The following is a 19857-nucleotide window of genomic DNA, read 5'->3' as shown; positions in this document are numbered from 1 at the left end:
GCACGCCCCGCCGATCCAGTTAGCCTGGCAAAACGGCCGACCAGCCGCCGTCGACCATCAGATTGACCCCAGTCACGTATGAGGCTTCGTCCGAAGCCAGAAACAAGGCACACTGGGCGACCTCGTCCGGAGTGCCTATCCGGCCCAACGGGATACTGCCCGCGATGGTCCGCATCGGGTGATCCGGAGCAAGCAGGTTGCCCTCAGTTGCTGCGGTGCGGATCATCCCCGGACTGACGGCATTCACGCGCACACCATGAGGAGCGCCTTCCGCGGCGAGCTGCTTGGTCATGGCCACCACGGCCCCTTTGGTGGCAGTGTGGGCCAGGCGACCGTTGGTCATGGACCCGGTGACCCCTGCCGTGGAGCCCACCAGGATGATGGCCGCGTTCTGCGCCAGGACCAGCTGCGGCCAAAAATACCGCACAGGCAGGAAGACCACATCCATTTCATGCGCCACGTTCCACTTCCAGTCCGCGAATGTGAGCTGGTCCACCGCGGCGAACCGGGTCACGGCCGCGTTGGCGTACAGGATGTGGACCTGGCCGTGGGTGGCGGCAACGTCCCGGGCCCACGACGCCACCGCAGCCTCGTCCGTGAGATCCACCCGGCTGCTGCTCATCCGGCCACCTGCCTTGGTGACCTCCGCCACCGTGGCCGCGGCGCCGTCGTCGTCCATATCGCAACCGATCACCAAGGCGCCTGCTTCAGCGAAGGCGAGCGCGGCTGCCCTCCCCTGGCCGCTGGCAGTTCCTGTGATGACGGCCGTCTTGCCGGCCAGGCGTTGGTTGAAAACAGGCATGGGAGTTCCTTCCGAAGTACGTTTCTCCGACTTTCGCAGGGACTGCGCGGAAGGGGAATGGCTCGTTGGCTCTACGTGGTATCCGCGTCGTGGATAGTTATTGGATGGGCCGCGACCGGAAACAACTCGTGGAGCCGCGAACACGCCCGCTGCACCACCGAGCGCAGCCAGACGCTCGCAGGATCCTCTGTTTGCGATGGATGCCAGTACATGGCCTCAACCAGGGAGGCCTCGATCTCTTGGGAGAACTCCAGCACCGCAATGTCTGCGCCGCGTTGGGCCCGTGACGCCAGCATTCGCGGAACCAACGCGACCAGGTCCGTGCCTTCGACCAGGAGCGGCAGCGACAGGAACCCCGCAACCGCGGCTGCCACGCGGCGCTTAAGGGCACGTGCTTCAAACAGCTTGTCCGCCGGGGTGCTGATGCCCTCGCCAAAGTAGCCGACGGCGTGAGGGACCGTGGTGAGGTCCTCCAGCGTCAGGCGGGGCTGGTGGAGCAGCGGGTTCCCGGCATCCACAACGGCTACAAAACTGTCCCGGAACAGCTGCTTCGTGGCGCCCTGCATGTGGTAGCCCGTGGGCCCCACCAGCAGGTCGATCTTGGAGTAGTCAGCCATCCGGCCCTGGATGCCGGTGGCCGCGGTCGGGACGAAATCCACCGAAACCTTAGGGGCCCCCTCCTGCAGAATTCCCCTCAGCGGCCCCACAATCAGTGCCGCCGCGTAGTCCGAGGCCGCGATGACGAACTCCCTTTCGCTCGTAGCGGCATCGAAGCCGGAACGCACGCGCGTGGCCCGTTGGATATGAAGCATGGCTTCATCCACCAGCGGGACCAGCGCCTGCGCGAACGGGGTGAGTGCGTAGCTGCGGCCGGTGCGCACGAGGAGTTCGTCGTCGAAATGCCGCCTGAGCCTGGCCATTGCGGCGCTCGTGGCCGGCTGGCTGAGCTGGAGGCGCTCAGCCGCCCGGGAGACGTTGCGCAGTTCCAGCAGGACCTGAAGTTGGGGCAGCAAGTTCAGGTCAAGGTTCTTCATACCCATAGGTTATCCACCTGTCCCCTCCAGGCCACCCATACAGGCTAACGGTCCGCTGGGGACTCTTCGCTCAGCGGCGTTCCGTCACATCTGGGCCCTTGGATGCCACCGCAGTCGTGAAGCTGAGCTCGTCCGCCAACTTGCGCGCGCCGCGCACGGCAATGGCGACGCTCATGAGGGTCGGATTCATCGCGGTTGCCGTCGGAATCAGGGCGTTACCGCCGACAAGGAGGTTGTCGTATCCCCACACTCTCGACCATGGATCGGCCACCGAAGTGCCATCGTCTTTCTCACCCATGCGCATCGTCCCCTGGTAGTGGAGGCTTGATCCATTGGGCATGAGACGAGGTTCCGCAACGAACACACCAAGCGCTCCCCCGGCGCGACGCAGGCGCAGGGTCGCTTCCTTAATCTCGGCGTGTTCCCGTTCGGTCAGTGAATACGTGATGGTCATATTCGGAAGGCCTCGGTAGTCGGGCTCCTTGTCATCGAAAGTTACACCGTCCTCATAACGAGGTTGCTTTCGCATGCCGTATCCCATATTGACGTATCCCCACCGGTTGTTCGCGTACGGGGTCCGCGGTTCCATCGGGAAAGGCGTTGTCTCCGCATACATCACCTGCACGGAGAAGGGATGGTCCGGTTCTGAAAATGGGATGCGGTTAACGGCCGCGACAGGATCAGCAGGATTCATAGCGCGACGGGCAAGCTCGGCGGCAAGATCCTCCTCAGTGGCGAACCGCATCATCTTCTCGGCGTCCAGAGCCACTGTCGAGATAACCACCGGATGCTCGGTGAGGTAGTGGCCAAGTGCGGACGGGCGGATGCCAGAGGCCCAGAGGAGCTGGGGAGAGCGGAATGCGTCCGCCGCGACAACCACAACATCAGCGGCAACAAGTGATGTCTCGCCGGTACGGAGGTCCTCGACCGTCACCCCCGTGACACGAGTAGCCTCAAGGTCGATGCGTCGAACCAGGGTGAGGTCATGGAGCTCGAATTGCGCAGAAAGAGGGGAATCCTTGTCAATGAGCGGTCCGAGGACAGCATCGGCACCGGCCCAGCGCATGGATCCGTCGGGTTGCGGGTCACCAGCGACAGGAAGCGTGCCCACCCCATAACCTTCCGGCAACTCGTCGCCAAACTCCTCCTCGAGGAGGGACCGAATGGCGCCTCCCACTGCGGAATCGGCAAACGCGGCGCTTTGCACGTGCAGGAGCTCTCCTGCGGTGCGGATGAGCTCATCCCACTCCCTGTTCGCGATGAACGGGATCCTCTCGCTGAAGGCAGGCGATGGGGTCGCGCAGGTCCAGTGCGCACCCTGGCCTCCGACATTGGTGGCTGCCGCGGCCGCCGGAAAAGTTGGCGCGTGCGCGGAGCCCTCGCCGCCGAAATCGAGCAGGTGAGTGCCTTGGCGGGCAGTGAACATGCCCTCCGCTACGGTGCCTGCGGGGAGACCTAGGGATTCACGGTGGGATCCGGATTGTGGACCCTGGGAGATCTCCCGCGCCCGCGCTTTTTCTTCCGGATCGGCGATGTTTCTCACGCTTTCTCCCGGACGTTCCGTGAGCTGCGGGCCGGCTTCGAACATCACGACGCGGGCTGAGGGGAGTCTTTCGAGGAGGACCCGTGCGTACGCCGAGCCGATCGGGCCGCTGCCGACAATGGCGATGGTGGGGTTCTGGGACATATCGTCTCCTTCGGGAGCTCAGGCGGAAAGGGTTTCAGGTGTCGTTTGACGTGAGGATTCGGGCTCGTCGGACAGACGTCCGGGCGGGAGCAGGACCGCGGCAATGATGCCGAGAGCATAGGTGATCCCGAGGGCAATGAAGATCGGTCGAAAAACGTCGCTGTATATCTGCGCAATGTTCGTTTGAAGACTCGGCGCTGCTCCCTGGACAAAATGGGGAGTCAGGCTGGCAGCGTCCACTTCCGCAGGCAGAAGAACCGCCACACCGAAGCCGATCACGCCACCAATGATCGCCGTGGCGAGGGTGGACCCAACCTGGCGTACCAGGTTGATCGTGGCGGTGACCGTGCCTATCTGACTCTGCGGTGCCGCACTCTGGACGACGGCGACGATCAGGCTCATGAAGGAACCTGTACCGATTCCGACGATCCCCATGACGAGCATCGGCACCCAGATAGGCAGTCCCACGGGCAGCAGTGCCATGCCAAGAAGTCCCGCTGCCCCAAGCGATGTACCCAAAATCGGGAAAACCCGATAGCGCCCTGTTCGGCTGGCTAGCCAGCCCGTGAAGAGATTGCTTATCAGCATCCCGAACACTGTCGCCATGGGAACGAGCCCCGACACCGTTGCGTTGGTCCGGTATGACATTTGGAAATATGTGGGCAGATAGGCCGTGATGGAAAACAGCCCGACGCCGATGATCGCCGACAGCGCGGTACTGGCTGTAATCATCCGGTTCGCAAATAGCCGTAGAGGGACGATCGGCTCGGGCGACTGCCGTTCAATGTAGAAAAAAAGTACAAACCCCAGAATGGCGACCGCGAGTGCGACGACGGTCTCGGTCCCGGCGCTGCGTTCCGCTACCCAGGTAGCCGCCAGTACGAGAGACACCAGCCCGATGGTGAAAGTGGTCGCCCCGGCGACGTCAAAGCTACGACGCCCCGGGCTGCACTCGAGATAAGGCACTCCAATGAATGCGAGCACGAGGGCCGCTGCGCCGACCGGGATGTTAATCCAGAACACCCACGACCAGCCCCAATAGTCGGTTATGGCACCGCCGAGCACTGGGCCGATCAGGATAGCAAAAGGGAACGCTGCCCCGATGATGGCCATGTAGCGGGGGCGTTCGCGTGGCGTGGTGACGCGGGCGATGATCGTCTGCGACATCAGCTGCAGGCCTGCGGAACTCATTCCTTGCACGACGCGCGCAAGGATGAGCCACTCTATTGTCGGGGCGAATCCGCAGGCAAGCGACGAGAGGATGAAGACAACGAGGGAGGACAGGAACACCCGCCGAGGACCGAGCACGTCGCCAAGTTTGCCAAGGACGGGCAACAGCACAGTGCTTGCGAGGGTGTAGCCGACCACCACCCAACTCATGAGCCTGAGGCCCCCCAGCTCGCCCGCAATTGTTGCGAGCGAGGTGGAGACCACGGTGTGATCGAGCGCCCCGATGAAGGACACAGTCAGTAGTGAGACGACGAGGAGGCGGAGCCTGAAAGGCGAAAGTGACATTGTGATCTACCCGAACGATCGGGCCGTCGACGCGACGTTTTGTGCCTCAGCCGCATCAGCACGGCGGAGAACGGGTTCGGAGGAACCCCGGCGTCTTTACCATCATAGAGGCGGCTTTAGTAGATAATCAACTAAAGAATGACTGAAAGCGACATTGAAGTTGACCGCACCACCGCCTCTCCCTTGTAGCGGCCAGCTATTCAAGACCATCGCCCTGGATTGGCCGCGAGAAGGCGGCCGCCAGTCGGCTATCGTGAAGAAGCTCCTCCAGATCGGCCAAAGCTTCGCCACTCGCCAGTGCTTCGAGGGCCCGCCGGAGCGAAAGGCGAGCCGAGGCCTCAAATCGCGTCGACATCCTCAATGTGCCCTCGGAAGTGGAATTCTCAACGCACATCAACCCGGCAGGGACGTCCACGGTGACCGAAGAAAGTACCTCAGCGAGAACCAGCACCCGGACGAGGCCCCCCTCCTCGCGTCCTGCCAGGGTTGTCGCGCTCAGGGCTATCGGAAGTGCCCCGGCTGCACTAGCCGACTCAAGCAGGCCCATGCGGCTGCGAGGCGTTGCACTGACGGAACGGACCCTCAGGGATCCCCCATCGAACACCCTGGCCCATCCGATCGCATCACGAACAACCGCTTCGAACTCCGAGTCAAGCGACGCACATTCCACCATCACCACGCGAGCCGGAATCCCTGCCCTCCCCGCGCGCGCATCAGCGACGACATCGGAACGCAAACGGGGACGCTCGACGATTACAGGAATTCCTTTGCACCGCTGGTGAAGCATCTCCACGGCACTCGCGGGCGCTTCGACCGGATCCACAACCACGATCGCGGCGGCGGACTGCCGCCGCGCCTCCGCCGCCTCCTTCCACCATTCCCCTGCTCCGGGCACGACGGCGACCGATCCCCCCACAGTCGTCGTGAGGCGCGTACTCAGCGGCAGTTCGGCCGCGGCGGCCCGATACGCCGGAAGCGAGGTGAACACAGGCACGGCAGCGCCCTCCCCGATCATCGCGGCGCCTCAGCACGCAGCCTCGACACGGCCGCATCCGCTATGTCAATCGCGTAGTAGGCGTCTGCGAGCAAATCGTCGTACTCCGTGGGCGCAACGCCTTCTATGAGTGCGGCGAAAGCGCGCCATTCGGAAATATACCCGTCCTCGAGATCCCTCCGGTACGTCGTCCAACGCCCGTCGGCGGTTCGGACGCGAATCACGGCGCTGCCAGCATGGACGAAGGCCGGAGGGAAATCAACCTCTATTCGATCCTCCGTGGTTGCGATACTCATGCGCCATAGGGCGTCGGGTCCATGCGGAATCATCGTCGCCACCAATTGCACTAGTACACCACTGGCGCGGTACCCGACAACATACCCCACGGGTGGAACCAGCCGGGCGTACTCGACTTTTTCCAGGACCGGCGCAATATCCCGCAAAGCCGGAAGGTCGTGTACGGCAAGTCCGGTCACCAGTTGCCGAAGGACGTCCGCTGCAATCACGGGGTCACTGAGATCCGGCCGACCCCGGTGCGAGGGAAGATATGGCCCGACCTCCGCGACCAGGCGATGATACCGGTCGTTCGGCGGGAGGGCGAGCGTCACGGAGACGGTCTGCGCGCGGCCTTCAAAGGCAACCAGATGGTGCTTTGCACGCCCCCAAGCCGTGTCGAACAAGTGGTTTGTCCCCACCAGGAGTGCCGTACCGGCAGCCCTGCACGCCGCAATCACCGCGCTGGCTTCGAGCCGGCTGGTTGCGAGCGGCTTCTCGCACATGACTGCCCGCTTACCCGCCGCGACGGCCGCGAGGATCTGCCGGGCATGCTCAGAGGGCGGGCTGCAGACGGCCACGACTTCCACTTCCGGGTCAGCGAGCAAGGCCTCGTCCCCCTGGGACCAGCGTGCACCGTATCTCTCTGCCAGCGATTGGGCACGGCCACTCCCCGCATCTGAGATGTGTACGATCCGAAAAATCTGGTCAACTCGCCCCAGAGTCGCCAGGTGCAGCGCCGCAACCCCGGGACCGGCGCCAATAAGGCCTACGTTCCAAGGCATAGCAATCTCTCCACTTTTGTCATGTTCGCTCCAAAGTAGACATAGTTTTGGCTATAGTAGCCGCCGCTTGCACCTTAGTGGGCAGGAATATGGGAGAATCGTAATCATGACATCAGAGTCCACACTTCGGTTCGGAGCACAAACGGATGAAGTGACGAGCCTGCTGCGCATCGTCAACCTTGTGCGCACGGGGGAAGTCACGACAAGGCCCGAGATCGGCCGAGTAACCGGCTTGGGGCGCGGGGTGGTCACGCAGAGGGTAGACCAGGCGATCCAAATGGGCTATTTGGGCGATGGCGTATTCGGAGCCTCTTCGGGCGGCCGGGCACCTCGAACATTGCGGTTTCGCGCCGAGCAGGGCCGAATCATTATCTGCGCACTTGGCGCCCTGCACATCCGCGTGGGGATCGCCAATCTGGACGGCGAGATACTCGACGAAACCCACCAATACTGGGAGATTGCCCGCGGCCCCCAGGAGACTCTCGAGGTCGTCATGACCCGCATCGACGAACTGCTCGATCGAGTCGCCAAGGTGCCGACTTGGGGGGTCGTGGTGGGGGTTCCGGGTCCGGTGGATTTTGAAAGCGGAAGCCCGGTAGCACCTCCGATCATGCCCGGCTGGAACGGTTTTGATGTGCGCGGACCATTCGAGCGACGTTACAGTGCGCCCGTCTGGGTGGACAATGACGTCAACCTTCTGGCACTTGGGGAACGCGCGCGCCGACGCGACGTCAACGCCGACCTGATCTACTGCAAAGTCGGCTCGGGAATCGGGGCAGGGCTACTCTCCCAAGGCCGCATACATCGCGGCGCCAACGGGGCTGCGGGTGACATCGGCCACGTAAAGGTGGCCGGCTCAAACGCCGCCTGCCGCTGCGGCAAGATCGGTTGCCTGGAAGCCGTGGCCGGCGGCTGGGCCCTCGTCCGCGACGCTGAGACGGCAATCCACGAAGGAACGGCCGGCGCATCGGCCCTTGGCAGCAATGGGAAGGCAATCACCCCCGAGGGAATTGCCCGCGCCGCGGAGGATGGAGATCCGCTCGCCATCACGCTCATTCAAAAATCGGCGCGAGTGATTGGCGAATCCATCGCTGCACTGGTCAATCTGTTCAATCCAGGGGTGATCGTCATAGGCGGCGCAATGGCCGCCGCCGGCGAAGTATTCCTGGCAGAGGTTCGCCAGCGCGTTTACGAGTTGTCACTCCCGCTGGCCACCCGTGACCTCAGCATTGTCCTCTCGGTCAATGACGCGCGGGAACCGCTACGGGGTGGCGCCGAATTGGCCCTTGCGCAGCTCTTCGAAGTGACTTTCCCGCGCTGGTTTGCCGAGGGCCTGCCTTCCCCAAGAAGCGTAACGGTGAACTAGTAAGCGTTAAGGCCTCGGCTCGACTCAGGCGACGTCGCAAGAGACGCTGGGAACGTGGGCATGGTCGAGCTGCAGCCGGGACTCGAGGTGGAATGGCAGGATGAGGGGCGATCCCGGCCCGGCCTGCAGGTAGGGGACAAGCAGCCAAAAGCCAGCGGATACCGTGTGCTCACCTGGGCCCAGTCTGCGCTGACCAGCGATGACAAGGCGATCCTGCACGAACCACCAGCCCGATTCCGCTTGCAACGATGATGCCGGCACCCGCCGTTCACCAAGCAGGGCGCTGAGCGCGGTCGGAGGCATCGGCTCATCGTCTATCACTAACTCGAGCGACGACACGCTGGACAAAGGCATCGAGCGAATCCACGGAAGGCCGATCCTCAGTTCAAAACCCTCAGAAGTGGACGCGAGCGCGTCGTCCCGCAAAGCGGTTTGCAGCATGCTTTCCATCCTTTATCCTAAAAGTGACATAAGTTTGTCATTAACATGCCTATTTGGGAAGGTGCCATGACTCCCGGAATTCCCGACAATTGGACCCTCTGCGCGAGCTCCTTCAACTGGACGCCGGAGGTCACAGCCGCACGCCGCTCGGCCCTGGACATCGTCACCGGCATCGTGGCGGAGCGCGTGGTGGACACAATCGAACTGGAGCCCGGACTGCTCTGGCGGTCCTTTCCGGATCCGAAGGACGCCGAGGTGGACGAGTTGCGCGAATCCGTGGCCGCAAACGGAGGACGCATCAGTATTATGGGCGGCAGCCTTGACGACTTCACCTCCCCCACGAACCGCCGAACCACGCAGGAACGCCTGGATTTCCTCGTCCCCCAAATACGAGCCGCCCACCGGGTCGGCGCTACCGGAATCCGGCTGCCGATCGGCCAGGCGGGCGCCGAACTGCTCGGACTGGTGCAGCCCGTACTGCATGACCTCGACCTCGTGCTCTATGAGGAAATCCAAGGGCAGCAGAATCCGCATAACCCCGCGATAGCGCCGGCCCTGGATTGTATAGCCGGGCTCGCAGACGACCACGTTCGCGTGCTGGTGGACATCAGCATGTTGATGCCTGCCCTTCCTATGAGCTATCTGGAGGAACTTAGTCGCGCGGACGTGCCCACCGAACTGCTCAAGCGCCTGGCCGAGGAGTGGCAGGACCCTGCCACACTCGACGCCGTGACGGTCCTGCTGCGCTCCGGAAAGGTTCCTCAGCAAATCCACACGCTCTTCATGAATCTGTTGATCCGCTTCGGCCGCAGCGACGCCTCGGATTTGGAAAACATCTTTCCCCTGATTGGCGCCTTCCACCTGAAGTTCTGGGATCTGGACGACGCCGATGGGCGCGTTTCGCAGCCTCTTCACGATCTTGGCAGCCTCCTGGGTCGCAACGGATTTGCGGGCACGCTCACCAGCGAATGGGGCGGCCACGAATGGCTCCAGGATGATCCCACCGACATGACGCGACGCCACTTAGCGCTTGCAGCTTCGGCACTTGCCGAGGGTGCACTGGGGGGCGCCACCCTCCAGGGTGACGACCGCCCTCGAACGTAAAGCTGCCGGGGCCAGCGACGGCGGCGTGACCCGCCTCAGGTGGCGACCGCCGTCGAGCGTTAGCCGCTGAACGCACAAAAGCGGCCGGCCGCAGCAGATACTGCAGCCGGCCGCCGCTCTTCCTTGGTGCTATTTAGTGCTGAAGGCCGCATCGAAAGCGGCCGCCGAGGGCTCGTAACTTGAGAGCCTTCGAACGAACCCCAAGGCCTCGGGGGCGCCGACAAGCCGGTTCATGCCGGCGTCCTCCCACTCGACCGACAGTGGCCCCCGGTAGTCGATGGCGTTGAGCATCCGGAAAGCGTCCTCCCACGGCACGTCACCGTGGCCCGTCGAAATGAAGTCCCAGCCGCGGCGCGGGTCGCCCCAGGGCAGGTGGGACGCGAGACGGCCGTTGCGGCCATTGGCCAAGCGCTTCTTCGTGTCCTTGCAGTGCACGTGGTAAATGCGGTCACGAAAGTCCCACAAGAAGCCGACAGGGTCGATGTCCTGCCAGACCATGTGGCTCGGATCCCAGTTGAGGCCAAAGGCCTTGCGGTGTCCGATCGCCTCCAAGGTGCGGGCTGTCGTCCAGTAATCGTACGCGATCTCCGACGGGTGCACCTCGTGCGCGAAGCGGACACCACACTCGTCGAAGACGTCAAGGATCGGATTCCACCGGTCCGCGAAGTCCTGGTATCCGGCGTCGATCATCTTCTCGCTCGCAGGCGGAAACATCGCCACGTACTTCCAGATTGATGAACCAGTGAACCCGGTCACCGTTTTCACACCCAGTCTCGCCGCGAGTCTCGCGGTGTGCTTCATTTCCTCGGCGGCCCGACGGCGGACGCCCTCCGGTTCGCCGTCGCCCCACACCATGTCGGACAAAATCTCACGGTGCCGCTGGTCGATCGGATTATCACACACCGCCTGGCCCTTGAGGTGGTTGGAGATCGTCCAAACCTTCAGGCCATGGCGTTTGAGAACGTCCAACTTGCCCTGGACATAGGCGTCGTCATCCCAACGCCACGGATCCAGATGGTCTCCCCAGCAGGCGATTTCAAGACCGTCGTAGCCCCACTCTCCGGCGAGCCGAGCAACTTCTTCGAACGGCAAGTCAGCCCACTGACCGGTAAAGAGTGTGATAGGTCGTGCCATGTTCTCCCCTAACCGGCGTGGGCCGGAATGTCTACGGAGACGCGGGTCCATGCCGAGTCGTTCTCCGAACTCCGTTCAACGGCATCGAGCACCCTTTGTACCCTCAGGCCGTCGGCGAACGTCGAGTGCGGGTCCGTGCCCTCTGCGATGCCTTCAATTAGATCCTTGACCTGGTGGGAGAACCCATGTTCATACCCGAGCATGTGGCCGGCGGGCCACCACGCCGAAACATAGGGATGCTCCGACTCCGTGACGAGGATCTTCCGGAAGCCCTGACGGTCGGCAAGTGCAGTGCGATCATAAAAGTGGATATTGTTCAGGTCCTCAAGGTCGAAAGCAAGGGCTCCCTTGTCTCCGGAAACCTCAATGGCCAGCGCGTTTTTCCGGCCTGTCGCGAAGCGCGACGCCTCGAATGAAGCCAGCGCCCCGGATTCAAAACGGCCCGCGAATATGGCGATGTCATCCACGGTGACCTGTCCGTACACAGGAGCCCCTTTGCCGGACAAGCCCGACGCAGAGACGGGCAGAGGCCGCTCCTTCACGATGGTGTCAATGGTGCCGGAGACCTTCTCCAGGTGCATGCCGGTCACGAACTGGGCAAGGTCGATCGCGTGGGCTCCGATGTCACCGAGGGCCCCCGAACCTGCGTGTTCCTTCTGCAGTCGCCAAGCCAGCGGCATCTCGGGGTCTACGAGCCAGTCCTGCCGGTACGAAGCCCGCACCTGGTGCACGGTGCCGACTACGCCCTCCGCGATGAGGTTGCGAAGGAAGGTCACAGCCGGAACACGCCGGTACGTGAACCCCACCATCGCCCGGATGCCCCGGGCAGCGGCACGTTCCGCAGCTTCGGCCATTGCTTCGGCTTCGGCCACCGTGTTGGCCAGCGGCTTCTCGCACAGCACGTGCTTCCCGGCCTCGAGCGCCGCGATCGCGATCTCGGCATGTGAGTCCCCCGGGGTCACGATGTCGACGATGTCTATGTCATCGCGGGCGATGACTTCCCGCCAATCGGTGGCTGACTCGGCCCAACCCCACTTTCGGGCTGCTTCTTCCACGGCGTCGGCATTGCGTCCGACAATCACCGCCATTTCCGGCTCGGCGGGCAGGTCGAACACTCGCGGTCCGGTGCGCCAACCCTGGGAGTGCGCCGCACCCATGAAGCCGTATCCGATCATGGCCACTCTCAGGCCGCTCATGCGAGCACTACCTTGCGCTCAACCGCTACCCGGTTCCCGACGTAACGCATTGGGGCGATCTGCATATAGAGCAGTCGCAGGGTCAGGATGACTTCGACGTCGATCTCCTCGCCAGCCTCGGGGACGCGCGCCAAGGGAATGATCACGTCCGGTCGATCGGCGACGAACCACAGGGTTTGCCATTGCCCGGGAAGCTCCGCAATGGAATACGACTTTCCCTGCAGCTCGAAGCGCAGGGAGTCCTTCGGAATCTCGACGCCGTTGACCGTGGCCGCGACGTCGTCCACTGCCGACAGCCAAAGACTGCGGTACCAGGGCAGTTGCACTGAAACCGCAACGCCCTCCGGATGCCTGCGGACGTCGGAGTCCTGGAAGAGGGAATTATGAGTTGCCATGGCTTTCCTTTGCTAAACGTAGTGGTGGCGTCCAAACCCCTAGGCCGGAACCACTGCCTCTTCGATGGCACGGCGCATAAGCGCGTGCTGCTTCTTGACAAGGTCGATGGGATCGGATTCGCCAAGGTCCGCGAACGCATGCCCTTCCCACTCGCTGGACAGGTATCCTTTGTAGCCACCCTTGACGAACTGCCGCACGATGCGGGGAATGTCCATGGCAGGTTCGTTGCCGTTCTCGTCGATGTCGTAGAACTTTGCGTGGACGTGGAAGATCTGCGGCATGATGTCCAGCCATTCCTCCGGGGGCACCAGGCCGTGCATGTTGAATGCCAGACGCGTGAATGGCCCCAGTCGGGCTGGATCAAAGTTGTTGGCGCGCAGGTGGTCTTCGAACTCCTGGTTCCGCTCCTGCATGGGCAGCGGTTTGCGCCAGACCTCCTGCATGACCGCGAAGTGCTCCTCGGGCAGCCCCATCTGCGTCAGGGTGCGGAACAGTGTGGGTGAAAGGCTGTGCATGGTGGAGCTGAAGTCGGCAGTGAAGCCCAGCCGGTCGCTTCCGAGCTCTTCGTACATTTCCCGGATCTGCAGGATCTTCGGGTCGTTCGGACCCGAGGGTGCGTGAATCTCGTAGCCGAGCTTCTGGTCGTACTGTTCGGCCAGAGGAAGCAGACTCCGGAGCAATTCCTTGCCCGCCGAGCGGATCACCACCCGGTGAAAGCCGAGCTTGTTGGCCGTCCGCAACTGCGCCGCGAAAAATTCGTACTCCTCGTCGGGCGTCATGTCGCGGTCTCTGCGGCGGCCCATGTCCAGATTGGTGCCCACGGCGCTGGGCGTCAAACCGTAACGGTCCAGGCTGTCGCGCCACAGGCGCACGAAGTCGTCGTCGACGTCGGGGTAGGTGCGAAGCATCTGTGCGATGTTGAACTCCACCCCGGGACCCAGGCCCTCATCGGCGACGGCCTTGATCAGCGTCTCCGGCGTGTAGAGTCCGGCGGCGAATTCAGAGGTGAGAGAGTAGAGGGTGATGCCAAGCTCGATGCCCGAGCCAGCGATGCCTTCTGACATGTCGGTTTTGTCCCTTCTTTTTCAGCCGCGAACGGGCTGGGCAAGGTAGCTGTTGAGGATGCGGCGGGCTTCTGACGCGTCGGTGATCATCGTCGAACCGGCGTTGGCCGCGGCTGACCGCTGAACGGCTTGCTCGCCGCGGATGATGTCGAACGGATCCTGCCAGTTGTTCCAGTGCCAGCCTTCGTATTCACTGGAGATCGCACCCGAGTATCCGTTCTCTACCAGTTGTCGGACGAGGTCACGCACCGGAACCGAGGGCTCCTCGCCGTTCTCGTCGATGCCGAAGAACTTGCCATGGACGTGACGAACCCACGGCATGATTTCCAGCCAGGTGTCGACGGGCGCAGGACCGAAGAGCCCTGTTCCGTTGATGGCGAAGTCAATGCCAAGGTCTGGTCGGCCGTTGCGCGCAGCCAGCCCAATGAACGCACCGAAGCGCTCACCGTGGGCCTTTTGGGTGTTGGGGGGTCCTTCGGCATAGAAGCCGTTCCACATCTCCACCACCTGTCGGAGCAGTTCCTCGGAAGCTCCGCGACGGCGGTAGGCCTCCAGCAGCGAGGGTGCAAAGCCGCTGACGGTGGCACCCCAGTCGGCGGTGAAACCGAGCAGGGGCGAACCGAGTTTCTCGTATCGGTCGCGAAGGTCGAGGATCCGTTCGTGGGTCCCGTGCTGGTCTGCGTGGACTTCGAGCGCAAGGGTTACGCCATACTTCTCGGCCACGGGCAGCAGGCTTTCCATGGCGTCGGGGGTGAGCGAGATCTGCACGCGGGCGATCGGGAAGCCGAGCCTGGCGGCGACTTCGATCTGGCGCCGCATGTACTCGACGAGCTCGTCATGGTTCATGAGGCGGTCCCGGCGGATGCCGGTATCCACATTCACGGCCAGTGAGGTGGGGACCAGGTCCACTTCGGAAACCAGGTCGCGGAACCGGCCAACGAAGGCGTCGTCGATCTGGTCAGGGAAACCGCGAAGGCTCGAGAATCCAATGACTTCAAGGCCCGGGCCAAAGCCTTCGTCCGCCACCTTGCGGATGAGTCCATCGAGGTCGTACTGCCGGGCGTGGAAGGCGCGGGTGAAGCTGTAAAGGGTGACGCCCTGAATCGGCGTGCCGAGGCTGGTCATCGCTGTGCCACCTTCATGGTCTTGGTGTCGTGCTCTTCGATGTGAAGCACGCCGTGGTCTGTGATGATGTACGGGATGTAGAGCTTGAGATCCACGCGAACCTCGTGCTCGGCCCCGTCATCCGCCAGGGACAGGTCACCGGACAGGACAGCCGAGTCCAGGGGGAACCACCATTCAGCGGTCTCCTCAACAAGTTCCTCGAAGCTGAAGGTGCGGTTGTTCATGGTCCAGCGCAGCGAATCCTCGGGGGCGCTGACGCCGTCGACCGTCAGCGATGCTCCGGCGATGCACGAGCCCGGCAGGGCGCGATACCACGGGATGCGGACCTCGACGGCGGTACGGCCGCCCTGTGTGGTGAATGTTCCCTGCTCGATCATGCGGTCGGCAATCATCGAGACCTCCTTGTCTGTGCCTTGCGCGGAAATGTGCTCAATGGCCACTTCTTCATTATTTACTCATTCTATTGTCTGATTCTGACATAAGTAAAGGAGTGCTCAATTCTTCGGCGATCTTACGGGCGCCACGGACGGCAAGGGCCACCGCGGTCAACGTGGGATTGCACGCTGTGGACGTGGGGATGACGCCGTTGCCGGCGACGAAGAGGCCGGGGACCTGCCAGACCTGACCGTCGGGAGAGCACACGCTCTCGCCGTCGTCGGTAGCGCCCATCCGGGCGGTGCCCTGGTAGTGCAGCGATGCCCCCGGCGGCAGGATGAACGGGCTCTCGTCGAGCGGCTCACCCACTGCGTTGCCCAGGCGGACAATTTCCTGCTTCGCGCGCTCGAGTACCTCATGGTCGCGGTCCGTCAAGCGGTAATGGATCCGCATGGCGGGCATTCCGTACGCATCCAGCGTGTCGTCGTCGAACGCCACGCGGTCCTCGCGCTGGAGGTCCTTGGCGCAGAACAAGCCCAGTCCCACGATGGATCCGGGGATCACAGGATCATCCTCAGCAAGCGGAACAGGAGAGGCGTCCAGCTGCATAATCTGGCCGTGGAAAGGCATCTCGTCCGTGTAAGGGACCCAGGCCACGCCGCTCTGCTGGCTGAGCGCGCCGTTGGCTGCCATTTGTCCATCTTCGGCCTTCACGTCACGCAGCCTGCTGGCGAACACCACCTGGGCCTGGTCATTGAGGTAACGTCCAAGCGCGTCAGGCCTGATCCCCGAGGCCCACAACAGCTGCGGAGTGCGCAGAGCATCAGCCCCCACCACAACATAGCGGGCGGCCACTGGGTGGATCTCTCCTGTGCGGCGGCTCTTGACTTCGACGCCAACTGCCCTGCCGTCGTCGAGCACCACGCGCGTCACCAACGACTCGTCAAAGAGTTCAAAGCGAGGGTTTGCGCGGGTCACATCACCCAGGACGACGTCGGCACCGGACCAAACAAGGCACCCATCCTCCCGCCGGTGCACGGCGAGGGGCATCGGCTTGACTCGGAATGCCGGGCCGCGGCCTTCATCCACCGCGGAGGCGAGTCGCTCACGGACCAGATTCGAGAACGGCGCGCCGTCAAAGGCGTGGGACGTGACGCCCAGCAAGCGGTCCGCTTCGTCCAGAAGGTGTTCCAGGTCGGGGAGGAACGCGATGCGCTCCCGACCGCCAGGACGCGGGCAGGCAGCAGTCCAGTGAGCTGCCATGCCGCCGACGTTGCTGGACATAGCCCCGACCGGAAGGCCGTCCTCGTCCGGGAAGGCGTAGCCGTCCGGCAGCAGGAAGGTGCCCGGACGGGCCAAGCGGTCACCGCTTTTGACGGCTCCCGGCGAGTTCACCGTTTGCGAGCCGGCGCCGGGCCCTTCGGAGGCGCGCTGCGCGTGGCTGCGGCGCTCCGGATCCTCGATGTTCTTCACGTGTGCGCCGGGCGGATTGCTGACCGTCGGACCCACTTCGAACATGGCGATCGTGACGCCCGGCGCTTCTTCGCTGAGGATCCGCGCATAGGCCGACGCCGTCGGGCCGCTTCCGACAATGGCTACGTCGACGGCGGCGGGGTACCGGTTGTGGCTCACGACCCGGCCGCCAGTTCTTGAATGAGCTTTACCGACTTGGCGGATTCGATCGTCGGGTAGTACTCCAACCCGACCGGGCCCTCGTAGCCGCTCGCGCGCAGCTCGCCCAGACGCGCCTGCCAATCGATCGAACCTGAACCGGGCTCGCCCCGCCCAGGAGCGTCGGCGATCTGCACATAGCGGATCAGCTCGCCCGCGTTGGCGAGCTCGGCGGCGACATCCTCGCCCTCCACGGTCGAGTGGTACAGGTCGTAGAGAATGCCGAAGTCAGGCGAGTTCACGCCCCGGGCGATATAGGCAGCCTCGGACGTCCGGTCAAGCAGTGCTCCGGGGTGGTCCACCCTGACATTCACCGGCTCAAGGACCAGCGTGACACCAGAGCCCTCGATGTGCGCCACACCCCGGGTAAAGATCTCAATCAGATCGTCGAGCTGGTCCTGCCGCTTGCGGCCGCCGAATCCCGTGCCGCTTCCCACGACGATGCGGGGGCAGCCCAGCTTGTGCGCCACCTCAACCCCCGCATCCAGGCCGGCGAAAAAAGGTGCGTGGTCGCGCGGCGGGATCATGAACTGCATGCGCGGCTCTGCCAGCTGGGCCATGAGTTGGACCCCGGTTTCCTCCAAGGCGGCTTTAAGGGCCGAAATGTCCTTGCCGGCGGGGCCCCACATCTCTACCGCGTCGAAGCCTGCGGCAGCGGCGGCACGGACCCGTTCTGCGGCACTTTCGCCTGCTTCTGTGAATAAAAGGTCGATATTAGGCGCAAGTTGGAACATGCGTGTCTCCCGGGAGATCGAGGGGTTAGTTAAAACATGGGATGGTTGTGGACGGAATGCTCCGGTACCTGTTGGAGCACATCCCAGTGCTCAACGATCCGTCCGTTTTCGAAGCGGTAGATGTCGGCTACCGCGGGCGTCCGGGCGACCTGGTCCGGACGCCCGCACATGCACAGCAATAGTCGGGTTGTGCTGCCGGTACTCATTGGCGACGAGGTAGTCGAAGGCCTCCCGCACCCGTTTCCGGGTGTAGAAGAGCTCCACGAAGCGCTCGAATGCCGCGCGGTTGTCGGTCATTGCGGCGATCAGCCCTTCAGGCCGCCGGCAAAACCCTGGATGAACTTCTTCTGCGCGAAGAGGTAGAACGCAAGGATGGGGATCATCGACACGATCACGATGGCGAAGATCGAATTCCACTTAGACACAAGGGAACCGATGAAGTAGTACATCGCCACCGGCAGCGTCTGGTTCGCCGAGCCGCCAAGGAAGATCAGCGACGTGAAGAAGTCGTTCCACACGATGAGGCCGGCGAAAATGGCTACCGTTCCAGTAGCCGGGGCCATCATAGGCAGCACAATCCGGGAAAAAATCTGGGTTCTGCTGGCGCCGTCAATCGTTGCCGCCTCTTCGTATTCAATGCCCAGTCCACGGAAAAAGCCTGCGTAGAGGAAGATTGCAAGCGGCAGGAGCATTCCCGTGTAAAGGACGATCAAACCCCACGCTGAACCCGTCAGGCCCACTGCACGCGCACCCATATACAACGGCACGGCACCCAGTTGGCCAGGAAGGATGATGGCAACCAGGAAGAGGTAGTAGGCTGCCTTGCTCCACCGTCGGGTGCTTCGCGAGATCACATACCCTGTGATCGACCCCAGGAGCACCAGTCCGACGATGCTGCCGGCGGTGATCACGATACTGTTGACGAGGCCCAAGACGACGTTTGAGTTACCCTGCGCTGTTAATACCGCCTCGAAATTGCTGAAGTCAGGGCTCGACGGCGGGGCCAGGGGTGAGGTCGTGTAGCTCTCGCCGTCGGACTTCAATGCCGTCGTGATGAGGAAGTAGAACGGCGACAGGAAGATCAGGGCCAGCGCCCAAAGACCGATTTCGCGGAGCAGGGACAGTTTGGTGTAGCGGAACATTCTTCAGTCCTCGGATTTCGATTGCGTCAGCCGCTGCTGGATGACTGCAAAAATCAGGATGATGAGCGCGAGAACTAGGGCGAGGGCGGCGCCCGCACCGAAGTTGCCGAGGGCAAACGCCTGTTTGTAGACCTGTGTGGCAAGCGTTTCAGTCGCACCTGCCGGTCCGCCGCCCGTCAGGGCCATGATTGGATCAAACACCCGGAGACCCTGCACAATGCCCAACGTTGTGGCAATGGCCAGCGCCGGGCGAATCGCCGGAAGGGTCACGTTCGAGAAACGTTGCCACAGGTTTGCGCCGTCAATCGCAGCTGCCTCTTCGATTTCCACCGGGACGCCGGTCAGACCTGCCATGTAGATCACCATCGTTATGCCTGTAGTGCCCCACACCAGTACGACCAGAACCGTCCAGACCGCCCAGGTGGGATCCGCAAGCCAAGGCTTTGCCAAGTCGCCCGCGCCGATGGAGTTGAGGAAAACATTGATCGGTCCGTCGAAATCGAAGATGTACTTCCAGATGTAGGCCGTCGCGAGCGGACTGAGCACCACGGGCATAAAGAAGAGCGTCCGCAGAACGTAGCGCGTTTTCAGGACCCGATTCAGGCCGAGCGCCAAGGCAAGGCCCGCGACGTTGCTCAGGAAAACCGAGCCAAAGGCCAGGAACAAAGTATTGACAAGGGCGCCAACCTTCGTCGGATCCCTGAAGATGGCAGCAAAGTTCTCCCACCCAACCATCCGGAACGAGCCGATGCCGGTCCAGTTGGTGAAGGCAAAGAAGCCGCCGATCCCCGTTGCCACATAATGTATGGCGAAAACGAGGACCACGCCGGGGAGCGCCCACCACCAGTGGCCCAACTGCAGGGCTCCGCCCCGGGGACGGGCTTTTCCGCCCATCCCCGGGACGCGCCTGCCTCGCCGGGGCGCACTGGCTGCTTCGGTTTTCGATTGCATCGTCGCAGTCATGATATTCCTTGCTTGTCCCATTGAGTCATCGGAACCTAGATTGTTGGAACTGGCCA

General features: G+C 63.0%; 20 protein-coding genes. 2 read left to right on the top strand and 18 right to left on the bottom strand.

Annotated elements, in window-relative coordinates; all coding sequences use genetic code 11:
* Positions 1-19: 19 nt before the first annotated feature.
* The 6 genes from ABD742_RS04710 to ABD742_RS04685 form a co-directional block, all read right to left on the bottom strand.
* A complete protein-coding gene (locus tag ABD742_RS04710) occupies positions 20-802 on the bottom strand; it encodes an SDR family NAD(P)-dependent oxidoreductase (RefSeq protein WP_234748578.1) in 783 nt (260 codons plus the stop codon).
* A gap of 71 nt (positions 803-873) precedes the next feature.
* Positions 874-1836, bottom strand: coding sequence for a LysR family transcriptional regulator (locus ABD742_RS04705; RefSeq protein ID WP_234748579.1), 963 nt, complete (start codon positions 1834-1836; stop codon positions 874-876).
* 70 nt (positions 1837-1906) lie between these two features.
* Complete coding sequence (locus ABD742_RS04700; protein ID WP_234748580.1) at positions 1907-3523, bottom strand: GMC oxidoreductase; 1617 nt, start codon at positions 3521-3523, stop codon at positions 1907-1909.
* Between the two features lie 18 nt (positions 3524-3541).
* Positions 3542-5038, bottom strand: coding sequence for an MFS transporter (locus ABD742_RS04695; protein WP_234748581.1), 1497 nt, complete (start codon positions 5036-5038; stop codon positions 3542-3544).
* A 196-nt stretch (positions 5039-5234) separates the two neighbouring features.
* The gene (locus ABD742_RS04690; RefSeq protein ID WP_234748582.1) at positions 5235-6053 is read right to left on the bottom strand and encodes a hypothetical protein; all 819 of its coding nucleotides are present in this window, start codon (positions 6051-6053) and stop codon (positions 5235-5237) included.
* Entirely contained in the window at positions 6050-7090 is a 1041-nt protein-coding gene (locus ABD742_RS04685) for a Gfo/Idh/MocA family protein (RefSeq protein WP_234748583.1), read from the bottom strand. The genes ABD742_RS04690 and ABD742_RS04685 overlap by 4 nt, the downstream gene beginning before the upstream one ends.
* Positions 7091-7196: 106 nt before the next feature.
* Here ABD742_RS04685 and ABD742_RS04680 point away from each other — a divergent pair, with 106 nt between their 5' ends.
* Complete coding sequence (locus ABD742_RS04680; protein WP_234748584.1) at positions 7197-8456, top strand: ROK family protein; 1260 nt, start codon at positions 7197-7199, stop codon at positions 8454-8456.
* Between the two features lie 24 nt (positions 8457-8480).
* Here the strand turns inward: ABD742_RS04680 and ABD742_RS04675 are convergent, their stop codons facing one another.
* A complete protein-coding gene (locus ABD742_RS04675) occupies positions 8481-8906 on the bottom strand; it encodes a C-glycoside deglycosidase beta subunit domain-containing protein (RefSeq protein ID WP_234748585.1) in 426 nt (141 codons plus the stop codon).
* Positions 8907-8963: 57 nt separating this feature from the next.
* Here ABD742_RS04675 and ABD742_RS04670 point away from each other — a divergent pair, with 57 nt between their 5' ends.
* Complete coding sequence (locus tag ABD742_RS04670) at positions 8964-10001, top strand: sugar phosphate isomerase/epimerase (RefSeq protein ID WP_234748586.1); 1038 nt, start codon at positions 8964-8966, stop codon at positions 9999-10001.
* Positions 10002-10130: 129 nt separating this feature from the next.
* Here the strand turns inward: ABD742_RS04670 and ABD742_RS04665 are convergent, their stop codons facing one another.
* The 11 genes from ABD742_RS04665 to ABD742_RS04615 form a co-directional block, all read right to left on the bottom strand.
* Complete coding sequence (locus ABD742_RS04665; protein WP_234748587.1) at positions 10131-11135, bottom strand: sugar phosphate isomerase/epimerase family protein; 1005 nt, start codon at positions 11133-11135, stop codon at positions 10131-10133.
* Between the two features lie 8 nt (positions 11136-11143).
* Complete coding sequence (locus ABD742_RS04660) at positions 11144-12331, bottom strand: Gfo/Idh/MocA family protein (RefSeq protein WP_234748588.1); 1188 nt, start codon at positions 12329-12331, stop codon at positions 11144-11146.
* The gene (locus ABD742_RS04655) at positions 12328-12726 is read right to left on the bottom strand and encodes a C-glycoside deglycosidase beta subunit domain-containing protein (protein ID WP_234748589.1); all 399 of its coding nucleotides are present in this window, start codon (positions 12724-12726) and stop codon (positions 12328-12330) included. The genes ABD742_RS04660 and ABD742_RS04655 overlap by 4 nt, the downstream gene beginning before the upstream one ends.
* 39 nt (positions 12727-12765) lie before the next feature.
* Positions 12766-13791, bottom strand: coding sequence for a sugar phosphate isomerase/epimerase family protein (locus ABD742_RS04650; protein WP_234748590.1), 1026 nt, complete (start codon positions 13789-13791; stop codon positions 12766-12768).
* Between the two features lie 21 nt (positions 13792-13812).
* Positions 13813-14916, bottom strand: coding sequence for a sugar phosphate isomerase/epimerase family protein (locus ABD742_RS04645; protein WP_234748591.1), 1104 nt, complete (start codon positions 14914-14916; stop codon positions 13813-13815).
* The gene (locus ABD742_RS04640) at positions 14913-15308 is read right to left on the bottom strand and encodes a C-glycoside deglycosidase beta subunit domain-containing protein (protein ID WP_234748656.1); all 396 of its coding nucleotides are present in this window, start codon (positions 15306-15308) and stop codon (positions 14913-14915) included. Before ABD742_RS04640 ends, ABD742_RS04645 begins: the two co-directional genes overlap by 4 nt.
* Before the next feature lie 55 nt (positions 15309-15363).
* Positions 15364-16923, bottom strand: a complete 1560-nt coding sequence (locus ABD742_RS04635; RefSeq protein ID WP_234748592.1) for a GMC oxidoreductase — start codon at positions 16921-16923, stop codon at positions 15364-15366.
* Entirely contained in the window at positions 16920-17696 is a 777-nt protein-coding gene (locus tag ABD742_RS04630; protein WP_234748593.1) for a TIM barrel protein, read from the bottom strand. Before ABD742_RS04630 ends, ABD742_RS04635 begins: the two co-directional genes overlap by 4 nt.
* 90 nt (positions 17697-17786) lie before the next feature.
* Entirely contained in the window at positions 17787-17993 is a 207-nt protein-coding gene (locus tag ABD742_RS04625) for a hypothetical protein (protein ID WP_234748594.1), read from the bottom strand.
* An 8-nt stretch (positions 17994-18001) separates the two neighbouring features.
* Positions 18002-18838, bottom strand: coding sequence for a carbohydrate ABC transporter permease (locus ABD742_RS04620; RefSeq protein WP_234748595.1), 837 nt, complete (start codon positions 18836-18838; stop codon positions 18002-18004).
* Between the two features lie 3 nt (positions 18839-18841).
* Positions 18842-19801, bottom strand: coding sequence for a carbohydrate ABC transporter permease (locus ABD742_RS04615; RefSeq protein ID WP_234748596.1), 960 nt, complete (start codon positions 19799-19801; stop codon positions 18842-18844).
* Between the last annotated feature and the right edge of the window lie 56 nt (positions 19802-19857).

Source organism: Arthrobacter ramosus, assembly GCF_039535095.1.
Classification (GTDB): Bacteria; Actinomycetota; Actinomycetes; order Actinomycetales; family Micrococcaceae; genus Arthrobacter; species Arthrobacter ramosus.
This window is presented reverse-complemented; position numbering and strand designations above follow the sequence as displayed.

Bases quoted from the DNA above. Each gene is read 5' to 3' on its own strand.
- ABD742_RS04655 (WP_234748589.1), bottom strand. From the start codon at position 12,726: ATGGCAACTCATAATTCCCTCTTCCAGGACTCCGACGTCCGCAGGCAT.
- ABD742_RS04660 (WP_234748588.1), bottom strand. From the start codon at position 12,331: ATGAGCGGCCTGAGAGTGGCCATGATCGGATACGGCTTCATGGGTGCG.
- ABD742_RS04630 (WP_234748593.1), bottom strand. From the start codon at position 17,696: ATGTTCCAACTTGCGCCTAATATCGACCTTTTATTCACAGAAGCAGGC.
- ABD742_RS04670 (WP_234748586.1), top strand. From the start codon at position 8,964: ATGACTCCCGGAATTCCCGACAATTGGACCCTCTGCGCGAGCTCCTTC.
- ABD742_RS04645 (WP_234748591.1), bottom strand. From the start codon at position 14,916: ATGACCAGCCTCGGCACGCCGATTCAGGGCGTCACCCTTTACAGCTTC.
- ABD742_RS04710 (WP_234748578.1), bottom strand. From the start codon at position 802: ATGCCTGTTTTCAACCAACGCCTGGCCGGCAAGACGGCCGTCATCACA.
- ABD742_RS04650 (WP_234748590.1), bottom strand. From the start codon at position 13,791: ATGTCAGAAGGCATCGCTGGCTCGGGCATCGAGCTTGGCATCACCCTC.
- ABD742_RS04675 (WP_234748585.1), bottom strand. From the start codon at position 8,906: ATGGAAAGCATGCTGCAAACCGCTTTGCGGGACGACGCGCTCGCGTCC.
- ABD742_RS04625 (WP_234748594.1), bottom strand. From the start codon at position 17,993: ATGACCGACAACCGCGCGGCATTCGAGCGCTTCGTGGAGCTCTTCTAC.
- ABD742_RS04615 (WP_234748596.1), bottom strand. From the start codon at position 19,801: ATGACTGCGACGATGCAATCGAAAACCGAAGCAGCCAGTGCGCCCCGG.
- ABD742_RS04620 (WP_234748595.1), bottom strand. From the start codon at position 18,838: ATGTTCCGCTACACCAAACTGTCCCTGCTCCGCGAAATCGGTCTTTGG.
- ABD742_RS04690 (WP_234748582.1), bottom strand. From the start codon at position 6,053: ATGATCGGGGAGGGCGCTGCCGTGCCTGTGTTCACCTCGCTTCCGGCG.
- ABD742_RS04680 (WP_234748584.1), top strand. From the start codon at position 7,197: ATGACATCAGAGTCCACACTTCGGTTCGGAGCACAAACGGATGAAGTG.
- ABD742_RS04665 (WP_234748587.1), bottom strand. From the start codon at position 11,135: ATGGCACGACCTATCACACTCTTTACCGGTCAGTGGGCTGACTTGCCG.
- ABD742_RS04695 (WP_234748581.1), bottom strand. From the start codon at position 5,038: ATGTCACTTTCGCCTTTCAGGCTCCGCCTCCTCGTCGTCTCACTACTG.
- ABD742_RS04700 (WP_234748580.1), bottom strand. From the start codon at position 3,523: ATGTCCCAGAACCCCACCATCGCCATTGTCGGCAGCGGCCCGATCGGC.
- ABD742_RS04705 (WP_234748579.1), bottom strand. From the start codon at position 1,836: ATGAAGAACCTTGACCTGAACTTGCTGCCCCAACTTCAGGTCCTGCTG.
- ABD742_RS04640 (WP_234748656.1), bottom strand. From the start codon at position 15,308: ATGATTGCCGACCGCATGATCGAGCAGGGAACATTCACCACACAGGGC.
- ABD742_RS04685 (WP_234748583.1), bottom strand. From the start codon at position 7,090: ATGCCTTGGAACGTAGGCCTTATTGGCGCCGGTCCCGGGGTTGCGGCG.